The organism is Parafannyhessea umbonata, from assembly GCF_900105025.1.
GTDB classification, from domain to species: domain Bacteria; phylum Actinomycetota; class Coriobacteriia; order Coriobacteriales; family Atopobiaceae; genus Parafannyhessea; species Parafannyhessea umbonata.
Map to the genome: position 1 here is coordinate 2311032 of NZ_LT629759.1, position 22029 is coordinate 2333060.

17 protein-coding genes are annotated in these 22029 nt (G+C 64.7%); 10 read left to right on the plus strand and 7 right to left on the minus strand.

Annotated elements, in window-relative coordinates; all coding sequences use genetic code 11:
- The first annotated feature begins 42 nt into the window (after nt 1-42).
- From BLT96_RS10315 to ychF, 5 genes are all read left to right on the plus strand, one after another.
- On the plus strand, nt 43-1974 hold the full coding sequence (locus tag BLT96_RS10315; RefSeq protein WP_090864017.1) for an NAD(+) synthase: 1932 nt from the start codon (nt 43-45) through the stop codon (nt 1972-1974).
- 266 nt (nt 1975-2240) lie between these two features.
- Nucleotides 2241-2531 (plus strand): co-chaperone GroES, encoded by a 291-nt coding sequence (locus tag BLT96_RS10320; RefSeq protein ID WP_090846803.1) that lies wholly within the window; start codon nt 2241-2243, stop codon nt 2529-2531.
- Nucleotides 2532-2582: 51 nt separating this feature from the next.
- Nucleotides 2583-4223 (plus strand): chaperonin GroEL, encoded by a 1641-nt coding sequence (groL, locus tag BLT96_RS10325; protein WP_090846801.1) that lies wholly within the window; start codon nt 2583-2585, stop codon nt 4221-4223.
- A 160-nt stretch (nt 4224-4383) separates the two neighbouring features.
- Nucleotides 4384-5655 carry a 4Fe-4S binding protein gene (locus BLT96_RS10330; RefSeq protein WP_090864019.1) on the plus strand — a complete coding sequence of 424 codons (1272 nt, stop codon included), beginning with the start codon at nt 4384-4386 and terminating at the stop codon, nt 5653-5655.
- A 44-nt stretch (nt 5656-5699) separates the two neighbouring features.
- A complete protein-coding gene (gene ychF / locus BLT96_RS10335) occupies nt 5700-6773 on the plus strand; it encodes a redox-regulated ATPase YchF (protein ID WP_090846797.1) in 1074 nt (357 codons plus the stop codon).
- A gap of 152 nt (nt 6774-6925) precedes the next feature.
- Here the strand turns inward: ychF and BLT96_RS10340 are convergent, their stop codons facing one another.
- On the minus strand, nt 6926-8590 hold the full coding sequence (locus BLT96_RS10340) for an LCP family protein (RefSeq protein ID WP_245719276.1): 1665 nt from the start codon (nt 8588-8590) through the stop codon (nt 6926-6928).
- A 49-nt stretch (nt 8591-8639) separates the two neighbouring features.
- On the minus strand, nt 8640-10076 hold the full coding sequence (locus tag BLT96_RS10345) for an LCP family protein (protein WP_090864021.1): 1437 nt from the start codon (nt 10074-10076) through the stop codon (nt 8640-8642).
- Nucleotides 10077-10322: 246 nt separating this feature from the next.
- Here BLT96_RS10345 and guaA point away from each other — a divergent pair, with 246 nt between their 5' ends.
- A complete protein-coding gene (gene guaA, locus BLT96_RS10350; RefSeq protein ID WP_090864023.1) occupies nt 10323-11912 on the plus strand; it encodes a glutamine-hydrolyzing GMP synthase in 1590 nt (529 codons plus the stop codon).
- A gap of 129 nt (nt 11913-12041) precedes the next feature.
- On the opposite strand, the gene BLT96_RS10355 is transcribed toward guaA, so the two are convergent.
- Entirely contained in the window at nt 12042-13259 is a 1218-nt protein-coding gene (locus tag BLT96_RS10355; RefSeq protein ID WP_172825009.1) for an InlB B-repeat-containing protein, read from the minus strand.
- 337 nt (nt 13260-13596) lie between these two features.
- On the opposite strand from BLT96_RS10355, the gene BLT96_RS10360 reads away from it, so the two are divergent.
- The gene (locus BLT96_RS10360; RefSeq protein WP_090864029.1) at nt 13597-15012 is read left to right on the plus strand and encodes an LPXTG cell wall anchor domain-containing protein; all 1416 of its coding nucleotides are present in this window, start codon (nt 13597-13599) and stop codon (nt 15010-15012) included.
- Between the two features lie 152 nt (nt 15013-15164).
- Nucleotides 15165-15473: a hypothetical protein gene (locus BLT96_RS10365; RefSeq protein ID WP_157692215.1), complete on the plus strand. Its 309-nt coding sequence runs from the start codon at nt 15165-15167 to the stop codon at nt 15471-15473.
- An 87-nt stretch (nt 15474-15560) separates the two neighbouring features.
- Here BLT96_RS10365 and BLT96_RS10915 read toward each other — a convergent pair whose 3' ends face one another.
- Nucleotides 15561-15689, minus strand: a complete 129-nt coding sequence (locus BLT96_RS10915; protein WP_272867357.1) for a hypothetical protein — start codon at nt 15687-15689, stop codon at nt 15561-15563.
- Between the two features lie 221 nt (nt 15690-15910).
- On the opposite strand from BLT96_RS10915, the gene istA reads away from it, so the two are divergent.
- Nucleotides 15911-17374 carry an IS21 family transposase gene (gene istA / locus BLT96_RS10370; RefSeq protein ID WP_090862490.1) on the plus strand — a complete coding sequence of 488 codons (1464 nt, stop codon included), beginning with the start codon at nt 15911-15913 and terminating at the stop codon, nt 17372-17374.
- Nucleotides 17364-18122: an IS21-like element helper ATPase IstB gene (istB, locus tag BLT96_RS10375; RefSeq protein WP_090862493.1), complete on the plus strand. Its 759-nt coding sequence runs from the start codon at nt 17364-17366 to the stop codon at nt 18120-18122. The genes istA and istB overlap by 11 nt, the downstream gene beginning before the upstream one ends.
- A 116-nt stretch (nt 18123-18238) precedes the next feature.
- Here the strand turns inward: istB and BLT96_RS10380 are convergent, their stop codons facing one another.
- The 3 genes from BLT96_RS10380 to BLT96_RS10390 all read right to left on the minus strand — a co-directional run bounded on the left by BLT96_RS10380 (nt 18239) and on the right by BLT96_RS10390 (nt 21930).
- Nucleotides 18239-18919, minus strand: a complete 681-nt coding sequence (locus BLT96_RS10380) for an ATP-binding protein (RefSeq protein WP_090864034.1) — start codon at nt 18917-18919, stop codon at nt 18239-18241.
- A complete protein-coding gene (locus BLT96_RS10385) occupies nt 18919-20223 on the minus strand; it encodes an IS21 family transposase (protein ID WP_245719277.1) in 1305 nt (434 codons plus the stop codon). Before BLT96_RS10385 ends, BLT96_RS10380 begins: the two co-directional genes overlap by 1 nt.
- Before the next feature lie 333 nt (nt 20224-20556).
- Nucleotides 20557-21930, minus strand: a complete 1374-nt coding sequence (locus BLT96_RS10390) for an ISL3 family transposase (protein ID WP_066660379.1) — start codon at nt 21928-21930, stop codon at nt 20557-20559.
- Between the last annotated feature and the right edge of the window lie 99 nt (nt 21931-22029).

The following is a 22029-nucleotide window of genomic DNA, read 5'->3' on the forward strand; positions in this document are numbered from 1 at the left end:
CGGACGGCGCCCGCGCCACGAGCGCTCGCGAAAGGGGACTTCATGCAGGACGGATTCGTAAAGGTCGCGGCCAGGACCCCACAGGTCCGCGTGGCCGATGTCGACTTCAACGTCAAGGCCGTGGTGCAAGAGGTGCGCGAGTCCTTCTCGCTCGACGGCGCCCGCGTCATAGTCCTTCCCGAGCTCGCGCTCACGGGCTACACCTGCGAGGACCTGTTCTGGCAGGACGCGCTTCTGGACGCCGCCGAGAAGGGCGTGGCGGACGTGGCCCGGGCAACGTCGCGCGTGGACGCCCTCGTGCTGGTGGGCGCCCCCGTGCGGGCGGGCGGCAAGCTGTACAACTGCGCCGTCGTGCTCAGCCGCGGCCGCGTCCTTGGCATCGTGCCAAAGCGCCACATCCCCAACTACAACGAGTTCTACGAGGCGCGGCACTTCTGCGCCGGCCCGCTGGACGTGACGCGCGTGGACTTCGCCGGGCAGCGGGACGTGCCGTTTGGCGCGCGCCAGCTGTTCGCGTGCGACAGCGTGAGGAACCTCGTGGTCGCGGCGGAGGTGTGCGAGGACCTGTGGGTGCCCGAGCCGCCGTCCATCGCGCACGCCCTTGCCGGTGCGACCGTGCTGTGCAACCTGTCCGCGTCAAACGCGATCGTCGGCAAGGCGGCGTACCGCAAAAGCCTCGTCTCGGGCCAGTCCGCGCGTCTTGTGGCGGGCTACGTGTACTGCAGCGCGGGCTGGGGCGAGTCCACGCAGGACCTGGTGTTCTCCGCGCACGACATCGTGGCGGAAAACGGCAGTGTCCTTGCGGAGGGCAGGCCGTTTCGAGAGGCGCGCGCCACGAGCGAGGTCGACGTCGACATGCTCGCGGCGGAGCGCCGTCGCCTGAGCACGTTCGTGACCGCGCCTACCGGCGAGGCCGCCGGCTACGTGGTCACGCCCTTCTCGCTCGAGGCGGAGCCGACCGATCTTACACGCTGGGTGGACCCGCATCCGTTCGTGCCGTCAGACGCGACGCAGCGCAGCGCGCGCTGCGAGGACGTGCTCTCCATCCAGTCGTATGGCCTCGCAAAGCGCATGGCGCACACGCGCTCCAAGGCGGCGGTCATCGGCGTCTCCGGCGGGCTCGACTCCACGCTCGCGCTGCTCGTGACGGCGCGCGCCTTCGACGTCCTGGGCATGGACCACGCGGGCATCGTCGCCGTCACCATGCCGGGCTTCGGCACGACGGAGCGCACGCACGGCAACTCCGAGGTCCTGGCCGATGCCCTGGGCGCCACGCTTCGCGAGGTGAGCATCACGAAGGCCGTGCGCCAGCACTTCGCGGACATAGGGCACGACGAGAGGGACCACTCCGTCACGTACGAGAACGCACAGGCCCGCGAGCGCACGCAGATACTGATGGACGTCGCTAACCAGGTGGGCGGTCTCGTGGTGGGCACGGGCGACCTGTCGGAGCTCGCGCTGGGCTGGGCCACGTACAACGCGGACCACATGAGCATGTACGGCGTGAACGCGTCAGTCCCGAAGACGCTCGTGCGGCACCTCGTGCGCTATGTTGCCGATACCACGGAGTCCGATGCGCTCTCGGAGGTTCTGCTCGACGTGCTGGACACGCCGGTCTCGCCGGAGCTTCTGCCCGCGGAGGAGGACGGCACCATCGCGCAGCGCACCGAGGACCTCGTGGGCCCGTACGAGCTGCACGACTTCTTCCTGTACCAGGTGCTGCGCCGCGGCTTCCCGCCGCGCAAGGTGTACCGCCTCGCGCGCTACGCGCTGGGCGACTCCTACGACGACGAGACGATCCTCGCGTGGCTGCGCACGTTCTACCGGCGGTTCTTCTCACAGCAGTTCAAGCGCAGCTGCCTGCCGGACGGCCCGAAGGTCGGCTCTGCCGCCGTGTCCCCGCGCGGCGATTTGCGCATGCCGTCGGACGCGTGCTCCACGCTGTGGCTTGCCGAGCTGGACAAGCTGGCGTAGCGCCCCGCCGCCTGCACCATATTTATGAGCGAAGACGCATGGCGGCCTGGCTTTGTGCCAGGCCGCGTGCGTATGCGGGTGGAAACATGCACATGCGTTGACCCATGCGAGAAAATCTAAGTGCCGCCTGTAAGATTTTTTCTCTTTTGTTGTATAAGGGTTGGGTTCTGGGTAGAATTCAGAACGTCAGATAGGCGAGAGGGGGCGCAAGCCCCTTCAGATACCAAGAGACGTGCAGGTACGCACGAAAACGGGAGGTTTTGACCATGACTCTTAAGCCGCTTGGTGACCGCGTTCTTGTTAAGCCCGCTCCCAAGGAGGAGAAGACCGCTTCCGGTCTCTACATCTCCTCTGGTGCGCAGGAGAAGCCGCAGCGCGGCGAGGTCGTTGCCGTCGGCGCCGGCAAGCTCAACGACAAGGGCGAGCGCATCGTCCCGGACGTCAAGGTCGGCGACCAGGTCTACTACGGCAAGTTCGGCGGCAACGAGGTCAAGGTCGACGGGGAGGACTTCCTCCTGCTTCGTGCCGACGACATCTACGCGATCATTACCGAGTAGCCGGTCGGCTTCACGGGACATCTCACAAACGAGTGACATCGGAGGATAAGAATGGCTAAGGACATTGTTTTCGGCACCGACGCACGTGCCAAGCTCGCCAAGGGCGTGAACACCCTTGCTGACGCCGTCACCACCACGCTTGGCCCCAAGGGCCGCTACGTGGCGCTCCAGCGCTCCTACGGCGCCCCCACCATTACGAACGACGGCGTGTCCGTCGCAAAGGAGATCGAGCTGAAGGACCCGATCGAGAACATGGGCGCCCAGCTCGTGAAGGAGGTCGCCACCAAGACGAACGACACCGTCGGTGACGGCACCACCACCGCTACCCTGCTTGCCCAGGTCATCGTGAACGAGGGCCTCCGCAACGTCGCCGCAGGCGCGAACCCCATCGCGATCCGTCGTGGCATCGACAAGGCCGTCGACGCCGCCGTCGCCGAGATGAAGAAGATGTCCGCCGACGTCTCCACCTCCGAGCAGATCGCGTCCGTCGGCACCATCTCCGCTGGCGACCCCGCCATCGGCCAGAAGATCTCCGAGGCCATGGAGGTCGTGGGCAAGGACGGCGTCATCACCGTCGAGGACTCCCAGACCTTCGGCATCGACATCGACACCGTCGAGGGCATGCAGTTCGACAAGGGCTACATCTCCCCGTACTTCGCCACGAACAACGACACGATGACCGCCGAGCTGCAGAACCCCTACATCCTGATGACTGACCAGAAGATCAGCAACATCCAGGACATCCTGCCCGTGCTCGAGGCCATCCAGAAGAGCGGCTCCCCGCTGCTCATCATCGCCGAGGACGTCGACGGCGAGGCCCTGGCTACCCTGATCCTCAACAAGCTCCGTGGCACGCTGAACGTCGCCGCCGTGAAGGCCCCCGGCTACGGCGACCGTCGTAAGCGCATGCTCGAGGACATCGCCATCCTGACCGGCGGCCAGGTCGCCATGAAGGAGCTCGGCGTCGAGCTGACCGACGTCACCGCCGAGATGCTCGGCCGTGCGAAGTCCGTCAAGATCACCAAGGACAACACGACGATCGTCGACGGCGCCGGCTCCAAGGAGGCCATCGAGGACCGCATCTCCCAGATCAAGGGCGAGATCGAGCACACCGACTCCGACTTCGACAAGGAGAAGCTGCAGGAGCGCATGGCCAAGCTGTCCGGCGGCGTCGCCGTCATCAAGGTCGGCGCGGCTACCGAGGTCGAGCTGAAGGAGATCAAGCACCGCATCGAGGACGCCCTGCAGGCAACCCGCGCCGCCGTCGAGGAGGGCATCGTCGCTGGTGGCGGCGTTGCGTTCCTGGAGGCCGCCAAGGCGCTGGACGGCGTCGAGGCCGCTGACGCAGACGAGCAGATCGGCGTCGACATCATCCGCAAGGCCCTGACCGCCCCGGTCAAGACCATCGCGCAGAACGCCGGCTTCGAGGGCTCCGTCGTGGTCGAGAAGATCAAGACCCTGCCCGAGGGCGAGGGCCTGAACTCCGCAAACGGCGAGTGGGGCAACATGATCGAGATGGGCGTCCTCGACCCCGTCAAGGTCACCCGCACCACGCTCCAGAACGCCGCGTCCGTCGCATCCCTGATCCTCATCACCGAGGCGACCGTCTCCGACGAGCCGAAGGACACCACCATCGAGGAGGCCATCTCCGCGGCTGCCGCACAGGGCGGCCAGGGCGGCGGCATGTACTAAGGCCAATCGCTAGGGCGATATCGTTCGGTCCCGGATCTTCGCGGCATCCCCGCGGGGTCCGGGACCTCTTTTTGTATGCGCGCCGGTCTACTCGACCATTGCGGCTCGCGTATGCCCGTTAAGCGGTACAATTGCAGTTCGGCAATACGAAAGGGGAGACATGGCCCAGAAGCGCGACGTAATCGACGACCTCATCGACATCCAGAGCGACTGGAAGGCCGTCAAGAATCCGTTGGGCGGGCTGGCCGGCTCCCTTGCCGTCGACCCCGATAACGAGAACTTCTATGACCCCTCGGACTACAAGGAGCGCCCGCGCGCGAACTCCCTGTTCTGCACGCGCGTCGCATCGGAGGGCGCGGATGACTGCCACCGGTGCCTGGATGTCTGCCCCGTGGATGCCGTCACCATCACGAAGAACGCCGTCAGGATCGCCGACAACTGCCGCAAGTGCGGCCTGTGCAGCGTCGTGTGTCCCACGGAGGTCTTCGTCGCGTACAAGGTCACTCCGAAGAGCCTGTACGACAGGATCTCCAAGGCGGCGAGCGAGTACGAGCAGTGCTACATCACCTGTACGCGCGCCTTGGGGCGCAAGCCCAAGGACAACGAGATCCTGCTGCCGTGCGTGGGCGCCGTATCCCGCGAGACGTGGTTCGCCCTGCTGAGGGAATACAACAACCTGAGCATCTACCTGCCCCTGGGCATCTGCGACAAGTGCCGCAACGTCACGGGCGAGGAGACGTATGCGAACGAGATCGCGGCGGGGGAGGAGCTGAGCCACGGGGCCATGGGTCTCGAGGTGGACGAGAAGGACCTCACCCACGAGCAGACGCGCGCCTATAAGCGCAGCCAGTTCATGTCGACCATGGTGAAGGCCGGTACCGCGGCGCTTGCCACCACGAACCCCGCGATGTCGGGGGCCGCCGCCATCGCCGAGAAGGTGCGCAGGCACTCCCAGCAGATGACGGAGCTCCAGAACTCCCTCGAGCGCGCGGTCGGCGCGAAGACGACGGAGAAGCGTCGTCGCATCCTCACGCAGAACCGCAAGCTCATGCTCACGACCATCCAGAAGGACAACTCGCTCGCGGAGGGCTTCGACCTGAAGATCCCGAAGTGCGATCCGGAGCTGTGCACCGCCTGTGGCGACTGCGTCACGACGTGCACGCTGCACGCGTGCGACCTGGACGGGCGCGGGCACTTCTCGGTAGAGCCGGCATACTGCGTCAACTGCGGCGCCTGTGCGAAGGCGTGTCCCGAGGGGGCGCTCGCGATGGTGGATTGCGACAAGAAGGACCTCGTGGTTCGCGACGAGGAGGCCGAGCGCCGCAAGCGCGCCGCAGCCAAGCAGAAGGCCCGGATCGAGAAGACGAAGGCCGAGGGCAAGAAGCAGCTCAACAGGGTGCTCGACGGACTCGAGCGCCTTGCCGACGAATAGCCTAAGCAGGCTCCCGCAAGTTTCTACCAGACGGAGATGAGGACGTGTCACTTTCAATCGGTATCGTAGGCCTACCCAACGTGGGCAAGTCGACCCTGTTCACCGCGCTGACCCGCAAGGGCGGGCTCTCGGCCAACTACCCCTTTGCCACGATCGACCCTAACGTGGGCATCGTGGACGTTCCCGACGAGCGCCTGAACAAGCTCGCCGAGATGGTGCATCCTGCGAAGATCGTGCCGGCCTCCGTCGAGTTCGTCGACATCGCAGGCCTGGTCAAGGGCGCGAACGAGGGCGAGGGCCTCGGCAACCAGTTTCTGGCGAACATCCGCAACTGCGATGCCATCTGCGAGGTCGTCCGCTTCTTCAAGGACCCCAACGTCATGCGCGAGACCGGCCGCACCGGCGAGTTCGTGGACCCCGCGGCCGACGTGGACACCATCCAGACCGAGCTCATCCTCGCGGACCTGGGCTCGCTCGAGCGCTCCATCCCCAAGCTCGAGAAGGAGGCGAAGCGCGACAAGGAGATGAAGCCGCGCCTGGACGTCGCGAAGCGCCTCCAGGACTGGCTCAACCAGGGCAACCGCGCCGCGACCCTCGACCTCACCGACGACGAGCGTGCCGCCGCGCACGACCTGTTCCTTCTGACCATGAAGCCGATCCTGTACGTCGCGAACTGCGACGAGGACCAGCTGCACGACGACCTCACCATCCAGGGCCAGAAAGCCATCCCCATCTGCGCAGAGGTCGAGGCGGAGCTCGCGGATCTCGACGCGGAGGAGGCCGCGGAGTACCTGGAGTCCATGGGGCTTGAGCATTCCGGGCTCGAGACCCTCGCTCAGGCGGCGTACCACCTGCTTGGCCTGCAGAGCTTCTTCACGGCCGGCCCGAAGGAGGTCCGCGCCTGGACCGTCCGCATCGGCGCGAAGGCACCGGAGGCCGCCGGCGTCATCCACTCGGACTTCGAGAAGGGCTTCATCAAGGCCGAAACCATCAGCTACGACGACTACGTCAGCCTCGGTGGCGAGCAGGGTGCGAAGGAGGCCGGCCGCATGCGCATGGAGGGCAAGGACTACGTCGTGCAGGACGGCGACGTCATGGTCTTCCGCTTCAACGTGTAGCGCGAACCAACGCAGACGCCGTCCGTCGCGCAACGCCTGCGCGCGGGCGAGAAGAACACCCCCTTCCGGCTTTCCATCAGTCCGGAAGGGGGCGTTCTTCTCGTCTTGGTTCCCTGGGCGCCGCAACCTGCGGAACCCCCGGGCGGAAACTCCTAGTTCGTGCCGGTGGCGGCGTTGCTGCCGGCAGATACCGTGGTGCCCGCGCCCGTTGCGTCAGCCGTGTTGGCAGACTTGGCGGATCCGTCGATCCAGTCGGCGCCAAACACCACCACGACGTCAGACGACGTGTCCCACGAGCCGTCGTTCTGCACGGGTGCGGCGGAAAGCCCCAGCGTCTTCGCGACGCCTGCCGCCTTCGCCTGGGCGTCGCCGTTGTAGTAGACCGTCGTCTTCGCCTGCAGCGACGGTGCATCGTTCGTCGTTGCCGTGAAGCCGGCGCTCGTGAGCGTGGATGCGCCGTTGCCGGCGACGCCGGCGGTCGAGGTGCCGTTCAGCACGAGCACGGTGCCCGTATACTCCGGAGTAACCTGCGCCGCGCCGTTTCCGCCGGCGCCGCTGGAGGAGGCGTCGTCGCCGGTCGAGGTGCTCACGCCCACGGAGCCCGCGACGCCTGCGGTAAAGTCCTGCGACGCGTCCTCGTACGGCGGCAGGCCCTTGTCCACGCGTTCCATGATCTTCTTCCACGCAGCCGTGTCGCAGACCTCGTACCACGTGTTGTTGACGTACTCGCTGATGGTGGGACACTGGCCGGAGTACACGTCCTTCTCGACGTCTATGCCCTTGAAGCTCGAGGCGAGCGACGCGATCGAAGTCACGTCCATGTCGGTAGTTACGTAGCCCGAAAGCGTCGTCACCGTGGGCACGATGGTCGAGGCGCCGCCCTTCATCACCTTCGTGATGACCGCGCCAATGAGCATGCGCTGGTTCGCGGCGCGATAGAAATCGCCTCCGCCGTAGCTGTCGTACGCGTGGCGCGCGCGGCCAAGCAGCGCTGCCGTCCTTCCGTCAAGCTTCTGCTTTCCCGCGGGCAGGTCAAGGCCGGTGTACTTCGGGTCCTTCACCTCCACGGGCAGGTCTACGGTCACGCCGCCAATGGCGTCGACCACCTTCGCGAAGCCGTCCATGTCGATCTCGGCGTAATGTGAGATGTCCACGCCCGCGAACTCGCTCACGACCTTCGTCGCATACGCGGCGCCACCAAACGAGTAGGCGGCGTTGATCTTCTGCTTGCCGTTCGACCCCAGGTCCACCAGGGTGTCGCGCGGAATCGAGATCAGCGCGACCTTCCCGTCGCGCGGGTCAACGCGGGCCAGGATGATGGTGTCCGTGCGGTACGCGCTGTAGTCCTTGCCGTAGTCCTTGCTCTCCGCACGCTCCTCGTCCTTGTCGATGCCAAGGAGCAGCATGTAGAACGGGTCACCGGGGTCCTTCGTCTCCACAAGGGTGTCGCGCAGCTTGTCGTCCACGCCAGCGGTGATGGCGGTGTTGATGTGGTACAGGTACGCCGCGACGGCTGCGCCTCCCGCAACCACCAGCGCCACCAGCGTCACCAGCGCTGCGCGCAGTACGTGGTGACGGCCCCGTCGCTGGCGTTTCTCGATGTACTCCTCGGCGCCCTTTGCGCGAGAATAGCGTGGCGCGCTCGGGTTGCCAACGCCTTGCGGCGCCGCACCCGCTGCCACCGAGGCGCCATGGTGCGTCCGCGTGCCTGCGTGGTGTCCCCTTGGGACGTCTGGCAGCGGGGCCTGAATCTGCGGCCTGGCGTCGCCCTCGCTCGCGCCCGCCTGCTGCGGTGCTGTTGCGCTGTGCTTACCCAAGGTTCCTCCTTGCGCGCGGCCTCCTGGTCAGGATCCGCCGTGTATCGCGTTAGCCCTGGTCACTTCCAAGGATAACGATAACGTCCTGCGTGTTCACGTAGCTTCCGTCGTTTGCAATCGGCGCAACATCAAGCCCGAGCGTCTCTATGACGCCCTTTGCCTTCGCGAGCGCGTCGTCCCCGTTGTAGATGACCTTCGTCTCACGTGTGGTCTCGGCCGCGTTGCCGGCGACCGCATCGAAGCCGGCGTTCGCAAGGCTGCTCGCGCTCTGACTGGCCAGGCCGGAGATGCCCGAGCCATTCAGCACGCGCACGCTGCCCTCGTAGGCAGGCTCTACGTCGCTCGCGTCCTCCTCCGAGCTCGAAGCGTCGTCTTCCGCGCTCGACTTCTTCGCGGACCCGCTTGCCGCAGAGATGCCGCTCGTGGGGTCCTCGTCAGAGCTGGAGTACGGGCTCTTGCCCTTCTCGACGCGCGCCATCATCTTCTCCCACGCGGAGTCGCGAAGGATCTCGTACCAGCCGCCGTCGACGTAGCTGCTTTCCGTGGGCGCCATGCCGGTCATGATGTCCTTGTTCGTGTCCATGCCGCGCATGTCGCTCGCCAGCGACACGATGTCCGTCGCGCTCATGTCGGTGTGGACCATGTCCGCCATGGCCGTCACGGTCTTCGTCATGGTCGCCACGTCGCTCGAGAGCACCTTCTTCGCGACGGCCGCGATGACGGCGCGCTGGTTCGCGGCGCGATAGAAATCGCCTGCGCCGTAGCTGTCGTACGCGTGGCGCGCGCGGCAGAGAAGGGCCGCCTTCTTGCCGTTGAGCTTCACCTTGCCTGCGGGCAGGTCAAGCTTGGTGTACTTCGGGTCCTTCACGGCGACGCCAAGGTTCACGGTCACGCCGCCCACGGCGTCCACGACCTTCTCCATGCCGTCCATGTCGACCTCGGCGTAGTGCGAGATCTTGATGCCCGAAAGCTTCTGCACCGTCTTCACGGCGAGCGTCGGCCCGCCAAGGGCGTACGCGGCGTTGATCTTCTGCGTGCCGTACTCGCCCATGTCGACCCTGAGGTCGCGCGGGATGGAGACGAGCGTGGCCTTCTTCTTCTGCGGGTCGATGCGGACCAGCATGATGGAGTCGGAGCGGTATGCCCCCTCGCTCGAGCCGTACTCGCTGCCCTTCGCGCGGGCCTCGTCCCTGTCCACGCCAAGCAGCAGCATGTAGAACGGCTTGCCCGCCTCCCTCTTGGAGAGCGTGCCCAGAAGCGAGCTGTCGATGTTCTTGCGCAGGCGGGAGTTGATGTTGCCCAGGTAGGCCGCGCCAAGGCCGGCAGCTGCCACGACGAGCGCAAGCATGCACGCGAGTGCCACCTTCACGATGCGGCGCGTTCGACGGTGGCTGCGAGCCTGTGCGTAGTGGGCACGCGAGCAGCCGCGGGAGAGCCCGCGCGCGTCGCGAATGAGGTCCTCGTCACCCATGTTCTTGCGCGCCACGTCGTGTCCTTCCGTCAGAGCTGCGCCAGGGGATGCGTACAACCAACTAATATTACCTGCGAGAACATGCCACCTTATGAAGTACACAAAGCTCTACCGGCATCGCCGTCCCGCCTGCGAGCGCCGCGGCGGCGACGCCACGACCAGATGTCTGTTCTTCTCGCGCGCACGCGCTGTCGCGCGAGCACGGCGCGCGCAGTAGTGGCATGATTGATTGGTTCAGCAAGACACTTCGCGGAGGAATCAATGCAGACTTCAAGGCCCCAGCAGTTTGTCGCAGTCTTCGACTTCGGCGCCCAGTACGGCCAGCTCATCGCGCGTCGCGTGCGCGACCTTCACGTCTATTCGGAAATCGTGCCGTGCGACATCTCCGCGGAGGAGATTTCCCGCATGGCACCCTCCGCCATCATCCTTTCGGGCGGTCCGGCCTCCGTGTACGCGGACGACGCCCCCGACATGGACAAGAAGATCTTCTCCCTCGGCATTCCGGTCCTCGGCTTCTGCTACGGGCAGCAGATCATGTCCGTCAAGCTCGGCGGCGAGGTCGGCCACACCGAGAAGGGCGAGTATGGCCCCGCCACCATCACGCGCCAGGGCACAAGCCGGATCCTGGACGGCACGCCGGACACCCAGACCGTGTGGATGAGCCATCGCGACGCCGTGGCGCGCGTGCCGGAGGGCTTCACCGTCACGTCGACCACCGACGTTTGTCCCGTCGCCTCCATGGAGGACGCCAGCCGCAACCTCTATGCGACGCAGTTCCATCCTGAGGTGCGCCACACCGCCTACGGCAAGTCGATCCTGGAGAACTTCCTGTTTGGCGTCTGCGGCCTCGAGCCCAGCTGGACCATGGACAACATCATCGACGAGAAGGTCGAGGCAATCCGCCAGCAGGTGGGTGACAGCAAGGTGATCCTTGCGCTCTCGGGCGGCGTCGACTCCTCCGTCGTGGCCGCGCTCGTGCACCGCGCCATCGGCGACCAGCTCACCTGCGTGTTCGTGAACCACGGCATGCTTCGCAAGGGTGAGCCCGAGATGGTGGAGGAGGTCTTCCGCAAGCAGTTCAACGTGCCCCTCGTCCACGTGCACGCCGAGGAGCGCTACGCCAAGCTGCTGGCCGGCGTGACGGACCCGGAGCAGAAGCGCCGTCGCATCGGCACGCAGTTCTGGAAGGAGTTCTTCTCCGTCGCGCAAAAGCTCGATGGGGTCAAGTACCTGGCCCAGGGCACCATATACCCAGACATCATCGAGTCCGGCGCTCGCAAGACCGGCGGCAAGGCCTCCACGATCAAGAGCCACCACAACCTGATTCCGTTCCCCGAGGGCGTGCACTTCGACCTCATCGAGCCGCTCGATCACTTCTTCAAGGACGAGGTCCGCGAGCTCGGCGTCAGCCTGGGCCTTCCCGCCAAGATGGTCTACCGTCAGCCGTTCCCCGGCCCCGGCCTCGCCATCCGCATCATCGGCGAGGTCACGCCCGAGAAGCTCGCCATCCTCAAGAACGCGGACGCCATCGTGCGAGAAGAGCTGGACGCCTATAACGAGCGCCTGTTCCAGGAGACCGGCGAGCGCAACAGCGAGCACAGCTGCTGGCAGTACTTTGCGGTTCTGCCCGACATCAAGAGCGTCGGCGTCATGGGAGACGAGCGCACGTACCAGCGCCCGGTCATCGTGCGCGCCGTCGAGTCGTCCGACGCCATGACCGCGGACTGGGCGAAGCTGCCCTACGACGTGATCGGTCAGATTTCCAGCCGCATCGTCGACGAGGTCGACGGCGTGAACCGCGTGGTGTACGACGTCACGCCCAAGCCACCAGCTACCATCGAGTGGGAATAGGAGAAAATTGGGAATAGAATTCCCAATTTTAGTAGGAACAGCGTAATTAGGTACGCGAATGGGAAGGGGAGTCCCGCGGGACTCCCCTCTGTTTAGATCGAGAATTAGAACGGTAACGTCACGTATGCTTTATACGTGCTTGCATTTGCGATACGCGGTTAACGCGATGCCGACTGCGATCAGGGCTGCTGCACTGAAGCAGAGGGATGCCAGGAGTGCCATCTGGTTGTCACCGGTCCGGGGGATTGTTGAGTTGGTGGGAGCGGAGTCGGCATTCTTCTTCCACTGGGCGTACAGGGTGGTGTCCTGGTCTGCGTTCTTCTTGGCGTCGAAGGCCTGCTTGCCTTCCTTGTCGTAGGTCCAGCCCTTGAAGGTGTAGCCTTCGGCGGCAGGATCATCGATAAGGGTGATGGGCTTGCCCTTCTCGGTCTGCTTGGTCACACTGTCGCCGTGGCCGTTCATGTCGAAGGTGACATCGACCATTTCGATGATGGGAGTGGAGGGAGCTTCCCAGACAGCCGTGAAGGTGATGTTTTCTTTAGCGGTGTATTCGCCGATAAAGGGATCGGTGCCTTCGGAGCCCTTCATGATCCAGCCAACGAATGTGTAGTCGCCGTCAGTGCCTAGATTGGGGAGTTCGACGATCTCGCCCTTGTTCACGGTTTTGGCCTCAGGTGCGGTCCCGAATTCGGATTCGAAGGAAACGGTGACCTTTTCCTTTTCGGTCCATTTGGCGTAGACGGTCATGTTCGTAGCGGCGGTGCCGTTGAACGAGGTGGTGAGGCTCTCATCGGTGAACCAGCCGCCGAAGTCATAATTCGGGTCTGTGGGCTGGGGCAGGGTGACGGACGTCCCCTTCTTGACCGTAATGGGGTTGATGATCTGGGTTCCGTGGCTGTTCATATTGAAGGTCACGGTGACGGTTTCGTAAAGCTCTGCTTTAGTGAATCGGGTAGTGGGTTTCGAGCCTTCAATGGAAGATGCTGCTTGATTGGTGGGAAGAATATCTTCACCAAAATAGGCGGTTAATACTGATCCATCTTCCGTTGTCAACTCAAGGACAGATGGGTGAATTGTATCTCCGTCGTTATTCGTGAAATGAGCCTCCAGGTGATCGTTCGAGCTATCTATTTTTATTTCAAGCGAAAGGTTCTTTTCATTTGCTTTAACGACGCCATATCCCGGCGCTTTGACTTCATTCCAAGTGGCAATGGGTCCCTCGCCTTCAGCCCAGGCGTAATTCTGGGTGCCGGAGAAGGTGAAAGCGCAAACGCCGACGATGGCTGCGAGCGTGAGGACGAAAACCGTCCGGCGCCTGGCCAAGGTCTCTTTAACCTGTATCTTCATCGTATCCTCCAATTCAAGCGTGCGTTCCCTATTGCAACATTGCATTTCATGTTAACAGAGAATTATTTTCGAGCATGTCCCTTGCTCGGCTCGGGCTTGCTCTGGACGGGGATGCTTCGCGGTCTTGATGGGGTGGGTGCCTAATTCGAAGGAGGCATAATCTGGTTTGGTGGTGCAGAAAAGTAACAAATATGATTTATTAGAGAGGTAATTACATTCAAACGACGCATAGCCAACAAAGATTCGGTTATTCTTTACCAAATCGAAAAAACGCAGCAACACACTGTACGTCGTGTTGCGTTTTACGTTGGTTCAATTCGATGCGATTGGAGCAGACATGAGCTTCATGGATTCCAAATTCTCCAAATGGGGAGAGGTCGCAACTGCAGTTCTCTCCCAATCGCTTGCGAAAAGATTTGCGAGGGTGATGCTGGCGGCAGTGCTGGCAGCATCTTTTCTACCCGTTGCAGCTTTCGCTGATGAGGGCGGGGCGGAATCCCAGGACACCCCCCTTCTGCTCAGCACGGAAAACGGGTCTAATGACGAGCAGGAGAATGGGGGTAAAGGGCGTTCGTCCTCTGCAATCAGTGGCCCAAATCAGATTAAGTACTACATGACTGCGCAATATACCAATGGAACATCAAGGTCTAACTATATTTGGAAGTGGTCCACTGTGGACGGTGGAGCTATCAAAATCTCGTATCTTGATAATCTTTATCCAGATCGCAGTACCGTTTCTGTAACGGGAACTGAACTCGGACACGTGACTTTGGAGGTTTCTGGAGGTACTGAGCCCTCAGAAACAATCGATATCGAGATTACAAAGCGTACCGTAAATTTGTCTTCCGGGAGCGCCTTTAAGACCTATGACGGCAGGCCTCTTACCGGAGGAATTAGTGTCGATGGGGACGGTTGGGCTCCTATTGACGAAGACAGAGTTCAATACAATCAGGCCTCTCGGACAGATGCTGGCGAATCGGAAAATACGTTTGAAGTAGTGTTGCCTTCAGGTAGTGAGGAATACTTCAAGAAACACTATGATCTTATTATCACGAGGTATGGTGTCTTGAGGGTCGAAAAGCGTCCGGTCACCCTGACCTCCGCGAGTGGTTCCAAGGAGTACGACGGCGAGCCGCTGACCAATCACGAGGTCACCGTTGGGGAGGCTGCCTGGGGCACTGGTTGGGTCGATGGCCAAGGTGCCACCTATTCTTTCACCGGCTCGCAGAAGATCGTCGGCTCCTCTGAGAATACATTCGTATGCATCCCCAACGAGGGAACCAATCTGGATAACTATCAGATCAACAAGACGTACGGAACCCTGACCGTTACCGACCGTAGCGAGAAGTACCAGATCACCCTCACTCCCAATTCCAAGTCAGAGGCCTACGACGGCACCGAGAAGTCCGTATCCGGTTTCGAGACCCTGGAGTTCCAGATCAATGGTCAGACCTTCTACGTTTCCGGCGTTGAGGCTTCTGCAACGGGCACCGATGCAGGCGAGTACCCTGTAACGAAAAGCGGTCAGGCGGTCGTGACCGATGCCGAGGGCAACGATGTGACCGACCAGTTCATCGTGAACATCGACGATGCCAAGCTGACCATCGTCGGGGTCGACTCCGATAAGTCTGCATCCAATCTCCCTCACACCGGCGATAGCGCCGCCCTGTACCTGATGGGCATCTGCGGTGTTGTACTTACGGCTGGTGCTGGGGCGCTCTTCACGTTCAGAAAGCGCAACAACTATAAATAAGCACGGATACCATTGGTGCAGCTTCATTGAAATGAAGCGCTAAGATAATCAGCAAAGGGGCCTTCCCGTCTGGGAAGGCCCCAACTTTGTGCGCCGAGCATGGCATGTAATGGTCTCTCCAGTCGATGATGGTGGCCTTTGACATCCTGAACATGAAGAAGGCGGATCTGGCGCTGACGAAATCAAAATGGAAGGATGAATGGGAGGCCAGCGTCTGCGAATCCCCGGATGTGGCCAGAGACGAATTCTTCATCCGCAGCGGCAGGCAAGCGTTTGATTTAATGGAAGAGATCTCCAACGACGTCGAAGACAGCTCTTGGATTGACCTGCTGGTTCTCGAGTTGTCCAGATTCACGCCCTACTACCAACTCGGTCTCGAAGAGAACAAGTCTAATAAGAAGCTCAAGGTCAAGACCGACTACCTTGGCGACGTTTTCTGTGTTAGCGTCGGGCTAATTTGACCCCATCCAGTCAGGCGATAATCGCCAATCCCAGTCAGCCGACTTTGGCCAATGCGCCGGCAACCGGTTTCCTAACTTATGCTCTCGCTACACTCCCCTGGGCTGCATGCCCCTCACCTTGGTGGCCTGCGGGACGGCCTCGACGGAGTAGGTGTCCAGCTCGCGCCCGCGGTAGCTCGGGCCGCGCATCATGAAGACGGAGGCCTTGTCGAACACCCTGTCGAGCGCGCACAGCAGCGCGTCGTCGCCCGTTGTTGATTTTCAATAGGAACTGCGCGGATGTCGCACGGGGACCTGACCACCGTACGCATCGGGAATTGAGCAGTATTCGCATGGGGGCCGTGCCCGGGCCGCGCAAGGGGCACGGCCCCCGCTATGTTTCCTCCGGGCGGGATTGATGATGAGTCGGACGAGGCCCGCCCGGAGAGGAAGGAAGGATGACCGTGCCCCTTGACACAAGACAGGCTATCAGGGAACTGGACGCCGGTGGTGCGTCCAGGTCGCAGATAGCGCGCGAGCTCCATGTGAGCCGCAACACCGTCCGCAAGTACGCGGACATGGAGGACATGTCGCCGGCCGCGCCCGTGAGCGCGAGGCCGCACCCCGCGATCGACGCCGACGCCGCGTGGGTGGACTCCGTCCTGGAGGCCGACCTCGGCGCGCCCAGGAAGCAGCGCCACACGGCGAAGAGGATCTACGACAGGCTGGTGGAGGAGCGCGGCTACGCGGGCTCCTACTCGACCGTGTGCCGATACGTGGGCGAGTGGAGGCGCGGGCACTCGCGCTCCCCGCGCGAGGGCTACCTCGAGCTCGCCTGGGAGCCCGGCACCGCGCAGGTCGACTACGGGTCGTTCCGCGCGGTCGTCGCGGGCGTCCCGCGCACCCTCAGGCTCCTCGTCGTGACGCTGCCCCACTCGAACGCCCGCTTCTGCGTGGCAATGGAGCTCGAGAGGTCCGAGTGCCTCTGCTGGGGCCTGCGCCTCGTCTTCGAGTGGGCCGGGCGGGCCCCGCGCGTCCTCGTGCTCGACAACGCCACGGAGGCCGGGCGCATGCTCCGCGGCATCGTCACCGAGTCCGAGCTGTTCTCGCACTTCAGGGCCCACTACCGCTGCGAGGTCCGCTTCTGCAACCCGCACTCCGGCAACGAGAAGGGCTCCGTCGAGAACGCCGTGGGGTTCCTCCGCCGGAACCTGCTCGTCCCCGTGCCCGAGGCCGCCTCGGTCGACGAGCTCAACGAGGGGCTCAGGGCCGGCTGCGAGCGGATCAACGCCGGCGCGAGGAACAGGGCCGGGGCGCCCACGCCGGAGGCGCTCCGCGAGGACCTCGCCGGGATGCTGGCCCTGCCGGGCGCGCCCTTCGACGCGGTCAGGTGGACGCACGCGCGCGCCGACAAGCGCGGCTACGTGCGCGTGGACGGCAACCTCTACTGCGTCGGGCCCGCCTGGCACGACCGCGAGCTCGTGGTGGGCGTGCGCGCCAGGTCGGTCGAGGTCCTCGCCGACCGGGGCAGGCGCGTCGCCACGCTCGCGCGCAGCTTCGGTGAGGGCGAGACCGTGAGGAACCCGGCGTCGCTGATCCCGGCGCTGGTGGCGAGGCCGAGGGCCTTCGGGGAGTCGACCATCAGGCGCGACATGCCCGGGGCGCTCGTGGGAGAGCTCGACCGCTGCGACAAGGCCGGGAGGAGGAAGGCCCTCAGGGCGATAGGGAGGGCGTCCGAGCACTCCGGCTTCGGCGCCGCCTGCGAGGCGGCCGCGAGGATCTTCGCGGGCGGCAGGGTCCCGGACGACGCGTCCTGCGACGCGCTCGCGAGGCGCGTGGCCGCGGGCGGCCCCGAGCCGGGGCAGGCCGACCTCGCCGTCTACGACGGCTTCCTCGGGGAGGCGGCGCGGGATGCAGAGTAGCGCGAGCGTGGCGGACGCGGTCGTGGAGGCCGGCAAGAGGTGCTCGCTCACGAAGTCCGTGCTCGCGGAGTGGGCCAGGAGGGGCACGCCCAGGCAGGTCGAGTACCTCCTCGGCTACCTCGAGGCCGAGGGCGCGAGCAGGGACGCCTCGAAGAGGGCGCAGCTCCTGAGGAGGTGCGCCCTGCCGCAGGCCAAGACCTTCGAGGGCTACGACTGGTCGTGCGTGTCCTGGCCGGACGGCTTCGGCAGGGACGACCTGCTCTCGCTGTCGTTCCTGGGCGGCCGCGAGGACCTCGTGCTCATGGGCGACGTCGGCACGGGCAAGACCCACATGGCCGAGGCGCTCTGCGTGCTGGCGTGCCAGTCGGCGCGGCCCGCGCGCTTCTTCACCGCCTCCTCGCTCGTCGGCAGGCTGCGCCGGGCCCGCGACGAGGGCAGGCTCGACCGCGAGCTCGCCCAGGTCGGCCGTGCCGAGCTGCTGGTCGTCGACGAGCTCGGGTTCCTCCCGCTCGACGTCGACGGGGCCAGGCTGCTCTTCCAGGTGGTCTCGCAGGCCTACGAGACGCAGTCCGTCGTCTTCACGACCAACCTGGAGTTCTCGAGGTGGGGGTCCGTCTTCGGCGACGACCAGATGGCCGCGGCCGTGATCGACCGCGTCGTCCACCACGGCAGGCTCCTCCAGTTCAGGGGCGAGTCCTACCGCGTGAGGCACGCGCTGATGTCCCCGGACGGGGGCGGCGCGGAGTAGGCGGTCCGGCGGCCGCGCCCGAAGCGGCGGAGGGCGGGCCCCGCGAGAATTGCGCAGGGCCCGCCCAAGTCAAGTGAGAAATCCGCTCAAATCCCGATGCGATATTCGCTCAAGAACTATTGACATAACACACCCGTGAAGAACTCGTCCCAGGCGCTCGGCGCCACGTTGCTGGTCAGTATCATGGTGTTGGGCCCTTCCTTCTCATATCGGCGGTCGATCACATCGAAGAAGAGGTCCGTGCACGCCCTGTCGAAGGTGCACCTGCCCACCTCGTCCACGATCAGGCAGGTCGGCTTCACCAGCGTCGCGACGACGCGCGAGGCGCTCCCGCGCTCCGTCGCCCTCTGGAACCTGTCCCTGAGCTCGCTCGCCTTCACGTAGTAGGTCTTCAGGCCGCGCATGCAGCACTCCCGGCCGTACGCCTGGGCAAGGTGGGTCTTGCCTATGCCGCCCGGGCCTATGAACGCGACGTTGCGGTGCGCGTAGAGGTCGGCGAGCGCGGGAAGCTTCGCCAGCGCCGACGCGTCGCGCCCCTGTATCCTCGAGAAGTCGAATCCGTCGAAGGTCTTGGGCTCCCTCCTCGGCAGCCGGCTCAGCCTGAGCAGCGTCTCTATCGACGCCTGCCTCCTCTTCTCCGCGAGGTAGTCGAACGTGACGGCGAGCGCGCCGACCTCCGCGTCGCCCATGTCGTGGTCGGACGCCAGCGTCGCGAGCTCGGAGGCCGCGAGGGCGATCCCGAGCCTGGCGGCCGCCTCGCTGGCGAGCTCGTAGGGGCTCTTCGCGGCGTTTCCCATCACGCCCACCTCCCGAAGTCGAACTTGGCGAACGCGGGCTTGCCGGGCGCGAGCTCGACCTGCGAGATCGACGTGGTGACGGGCTGGCTGGGAAGCTCCTCGGGCTGCGCGTCGGCCCACTGCCCCTCGCACCAGCTGTCGCGCCGGTCCCAGGTCACGGCGTGCACGGCCAGCTCCAGGGCCAGGTCGTCGCTGTATATGTGCAGGTAGCCACCCTCGCGGCTCACGCGGCAGTCCCGCCGCTCGTACCAGTATGGGACCCCGAACCTCCGGCCCTCGTAGCTGACGAAGCCGTCGAAGGTGATCCTGCGGCTGGGGCACAGCCAGAGCGCGACCTCGTCGGTCACCTCGAGCGGGCGCGCCGCCGGGAGGCAGGCGGACGCGTGCTCCTCGGACGGCACGCAGGCCACGGCGCGCCTCCACCTGCCGGCCTGCTCCGCGCACCACAGCAGCGCCTCCTCGTTGAGCGTGGTGATGTCGGTGAAGTCGCGGCCGGCGAGGAAGTTGCCCTTCACGAAGCGGATCAGCCGCTCGACCTTGCCCTTGGCGAAGGGGTGGCGCGGCTTGCAGAGCCTGGTGCGGAAGCCGACGCACCCCATGAAGGCGGCGTAGTCGCGCTGCCAGACGGGCCTGCCGCCGAGGTCGCGCCCGGTCACGACCGACTTCATGTTGTCCGCGGGCACCTCGTCGGGGACGCCCATGGCCATGAAGGCGTGGAGCATCCCTATGAGCAGGTTCTCCTGCCGCGCGTTGGGGAAGAACTCCACGTAGAAGCTGCCGCAGTGGTGGCAGACCATCGCGAAGCACGCGATCCTGTACTCCGTGCCGCCCGGGCCGACGACCGTGACGAAGCCCCAGTCCATCTGATACGCCTCGCCGGGCCCCGTCCTGAACCTCTGGCCGCGGCTCCCCTGCGGTGCCACGGCCCTCCGCTTTGCGGGGACGAGGTCCCTGTGGCCGGATATGTACACCTTCACGGCGGTGAGGCCGCCCTCGTAGCCCTGGCCGAGCAGCCGCTCGTAGATCACCTGCGAGTTGGTGACTCCCCTGCGGAGCAGGTCGTCGACGAGCCCGGTGTGCCCCGTGAGCACCGTCACCTCGGCCCTCCGGCCGCTGTTGCCGTGCGGGAGCGCCCTGAAGCCGTGCTTCCTGATCGTCCTGGCCTTCGACCTCGTGAGGCCCGTCCTGCGGCAGAACTCCGCCAGGTTGCACGCCTGGGGGTCGAACCCGTCGCCCGCCTCGGCGGCCATCTCCTCCAAGGCCTTGTCTATAATCTCCTGTAGGTCATCGCGTCTCTCGTTCACCTCTATAGTCCTCCTAACGCCGGCGCATTGGCAACACCAGCTTAGGGGTCGTGAGGGGGCGCGATGGCCGTTTTTCGTTGACCGGGATTGGCTAAATTGTTTCGACTATTTGTGGCTAAAGTCGCCCGACGCTAACATCTGCAAGGGTCAGAACTACGTTGGCAACACCGATGTGAAGTCTATTCAAAAGGCATACACGTATGCGATGGGAACGATAACTGGCAATCGAAAGAAGGTAGCCGCAGCAGCAGTGGCGACGCTTGCGGTCACGGCGGCGACTGCAGGAGGCGCATTATTCTGAGGCTTCGGTAGTTTGTGTGACAAGGGGCTAGCCTAGGCAGCAACGCTCTTCGCTCCCTTCACGCCCTTCTTCCTCGCCTTCACCGGGCGACCCGGGAGCTGGGGCTGGCAGTCGCCGCACCTGAGCATGAGCAGGGCCACGAGGTTGTCGGTGTTGCGGAAGCCGTAGCCCATCCTCACCGTCACCTTGATCTTGTTGTTGATGGCCTCTACGCGCCCGTTGCTGATGCCGAGCTCGACTGCGGCGATGATGTCGTCGCGCCGGCGGCGCACCTTCTTCTCCACGGCGACGACCTTGGCGATCTTGCAGTAGGCGGCCCTGTGCATCCAGTCGTCGAGCAGCTCGGCGGCCTCGGAGCCGTCGGCTGCCCGGAAGACGGCCCGCAGGTCCTCCTTGAGCTCCCAGGCCCTGACCAGCCGCGAGCCGGCCCTCTTCTTGAGCGCCTCGAGCCTCGCCCTCTGGCCGTCGGTGAGGTCCTCGGGGTTCTTCACGAGCGCGTAGCGGCTGCCCTTGATGGAGGCCGCCTCCTCCTCGAGCGCCCTGACCTCCTCGGGCGGCAGCTCGCCTTTGGCAGGCCTGCCGCGCTTGCCCTCGGGCCTGGGCCTGGCGGCCCTGGCGGCGGCCCTGGCGGCGTTCCACTCCTCGCAGCGCACGGCGTCGAGCGCGTCGTTCATCCACTGGACCACGTGGAAGGGGTCCATGACCCACCTCGCGTTGGGGCAGCGGCGCTTGACCAGCTGCCTTATCCACCTCGCGCCGTCGGCGGTCACCACCTCTATGGCGCGCCTCTGCTCGCGCGTGAGCTCGTCGAGGAACAGGTTGAGCACGTCCTTGCCGGTGCCCTCGTGCGCCCAGATGAGGCAGCCGCGGTCGTGGTCGACGACCACCGTGACGTACTTGTGGCCCTTCTTGTACGACGTCTCGTCGATGCCGATGCGGCGCACGCCGTCGAACCTCGAGGCGCCGCGCGCGGCCTCCAGCTCGGCGTAGACGCGCCTGCACACGCCGCCCACGCTGTGCCACTCGACGCGGGCGAGCTCGGAGACCGCCGAGGCGGTGCAGCGGACCGCCAGCCACGCCACCCAGTCCTCGAAGTCGCGCGTGAAGCGCGCCCCGTGCCGCGCCCAGGGGACGGCCTCGGTGCGCACGCCGTGCTCCGGGCAGCGCACCCTGCAGGGCGCGTACTCCAGGTAGCAGGCCGAGCGCGCCAGGTCCATCGCCCTCCACAGCCTGGGGGCCCCGCGGTTCGCCATGTCGTAGAAGTCGCAGGCCCTGCCGCATACGGGGCAGCGGCGCTGCTCGCGCTTGTAGGGCCGGACGCTCACGACGATGCGCTCGGCCTCGATGCGCGCGCCCAGGACGACCGTGCGGGCCAGACCGAGGGCGAGAAGTAGTAGACTCTTCATGCGTCACACCTCTTCGGTTGTCTGAATTTGGCTTAGCAATCATAGGCGGATGACGCGGAAACGGCCCCTCCCGGGGCCGTTTCAGTTCCAGATCGTTGT

Excerpts from the sequence above, each read along its gene's own strand:
- BLT96_RS10360 (WP_090864029.1), top strand. The coding sequence starts at position 13,597 with ATGAGCTTCATGGATTCCAAATTCTCCAAATGGGGAGAGGTCGCAACT.
- BLT96_RS10320 (WP_090846803.1), top strand. The coding sequence starts at position 2,241 with ATGACTCTTAAGCCGCTTGGTGACCGCGTTCTTGTTAAGCCCGCTCCC.
- guaA (WP_090864023.1), top strand. The coding sequence starts at position 10,323 with ATGCAGACTTCAAGGCCCCAGCAGTTTGTCGCAGTCTTCGACTTCGGC.
- istA (WP_090862490.1), top strand. The coding sequence starts at position 15,911 with ATGACCGTGCCCCTTGACACAAGACAGGCTATCAGGGAACTGGACGCC.
- BLT96_RS10380 (WP_090864034.1), bottom strand. The coding sequence starts at position 18,919 with ATGGGAAACGCCGCGAAGAGCCCCTACGAGCTCGCCAGCGAGGCGGCC.
- BLT96_RS10315 (WP_090864017.1), top strand. The coding sequence starts at position 43 with ATGCAGGACGGATTCGTAAAGGTCGCGGCCAGGACCCCACAGGTCCGC.
- BLT96_RS10355 (WP_172825009.1), bottom strand. The coding sequence starts at position 13,259 with ATGAAGATACAGGTTAAAGAGACCTTGGCCAGGCGCCGGACGGTTTTC.
- BLT96_RS10365 (WP_157692215.1), top strand. The coding sequence starts at position 15,165 with ATGAAGAAGGCGGATCTGGCGCTGACGAAATCAAAATGGAAGGATGAA.
- BLT96_RS10330 (WP_090864019.1), top strand. The coding sequence starts at position 4,384 with ATGGCCCAGAAGCGCGACGTAATCGACGACCTCATCGACATCCAGAGC.
- BLT96_RS10390 (WP_066660379.1), bottom strand. The coding sequence starts at position 21,930 with ATGAAGAGTCTACTACTTCTCGCCCTCGGTCTGGCCCGCACGGTCGTC.
- groL (WP_090846801.1), top strand. The coding sequence starts at position 2,583 with ATGGCTAAGGACATTGTTTTCGGCACCGACGCACGTGCCAAGCTCGCC.
- istB (WP_090862493.1), top strand. The coding sequence starts at position 17,364 with ATGCAGAGTAGCGCGAGCGTGGCGGACGCGGTCGTGGAGGCCGGCAAG.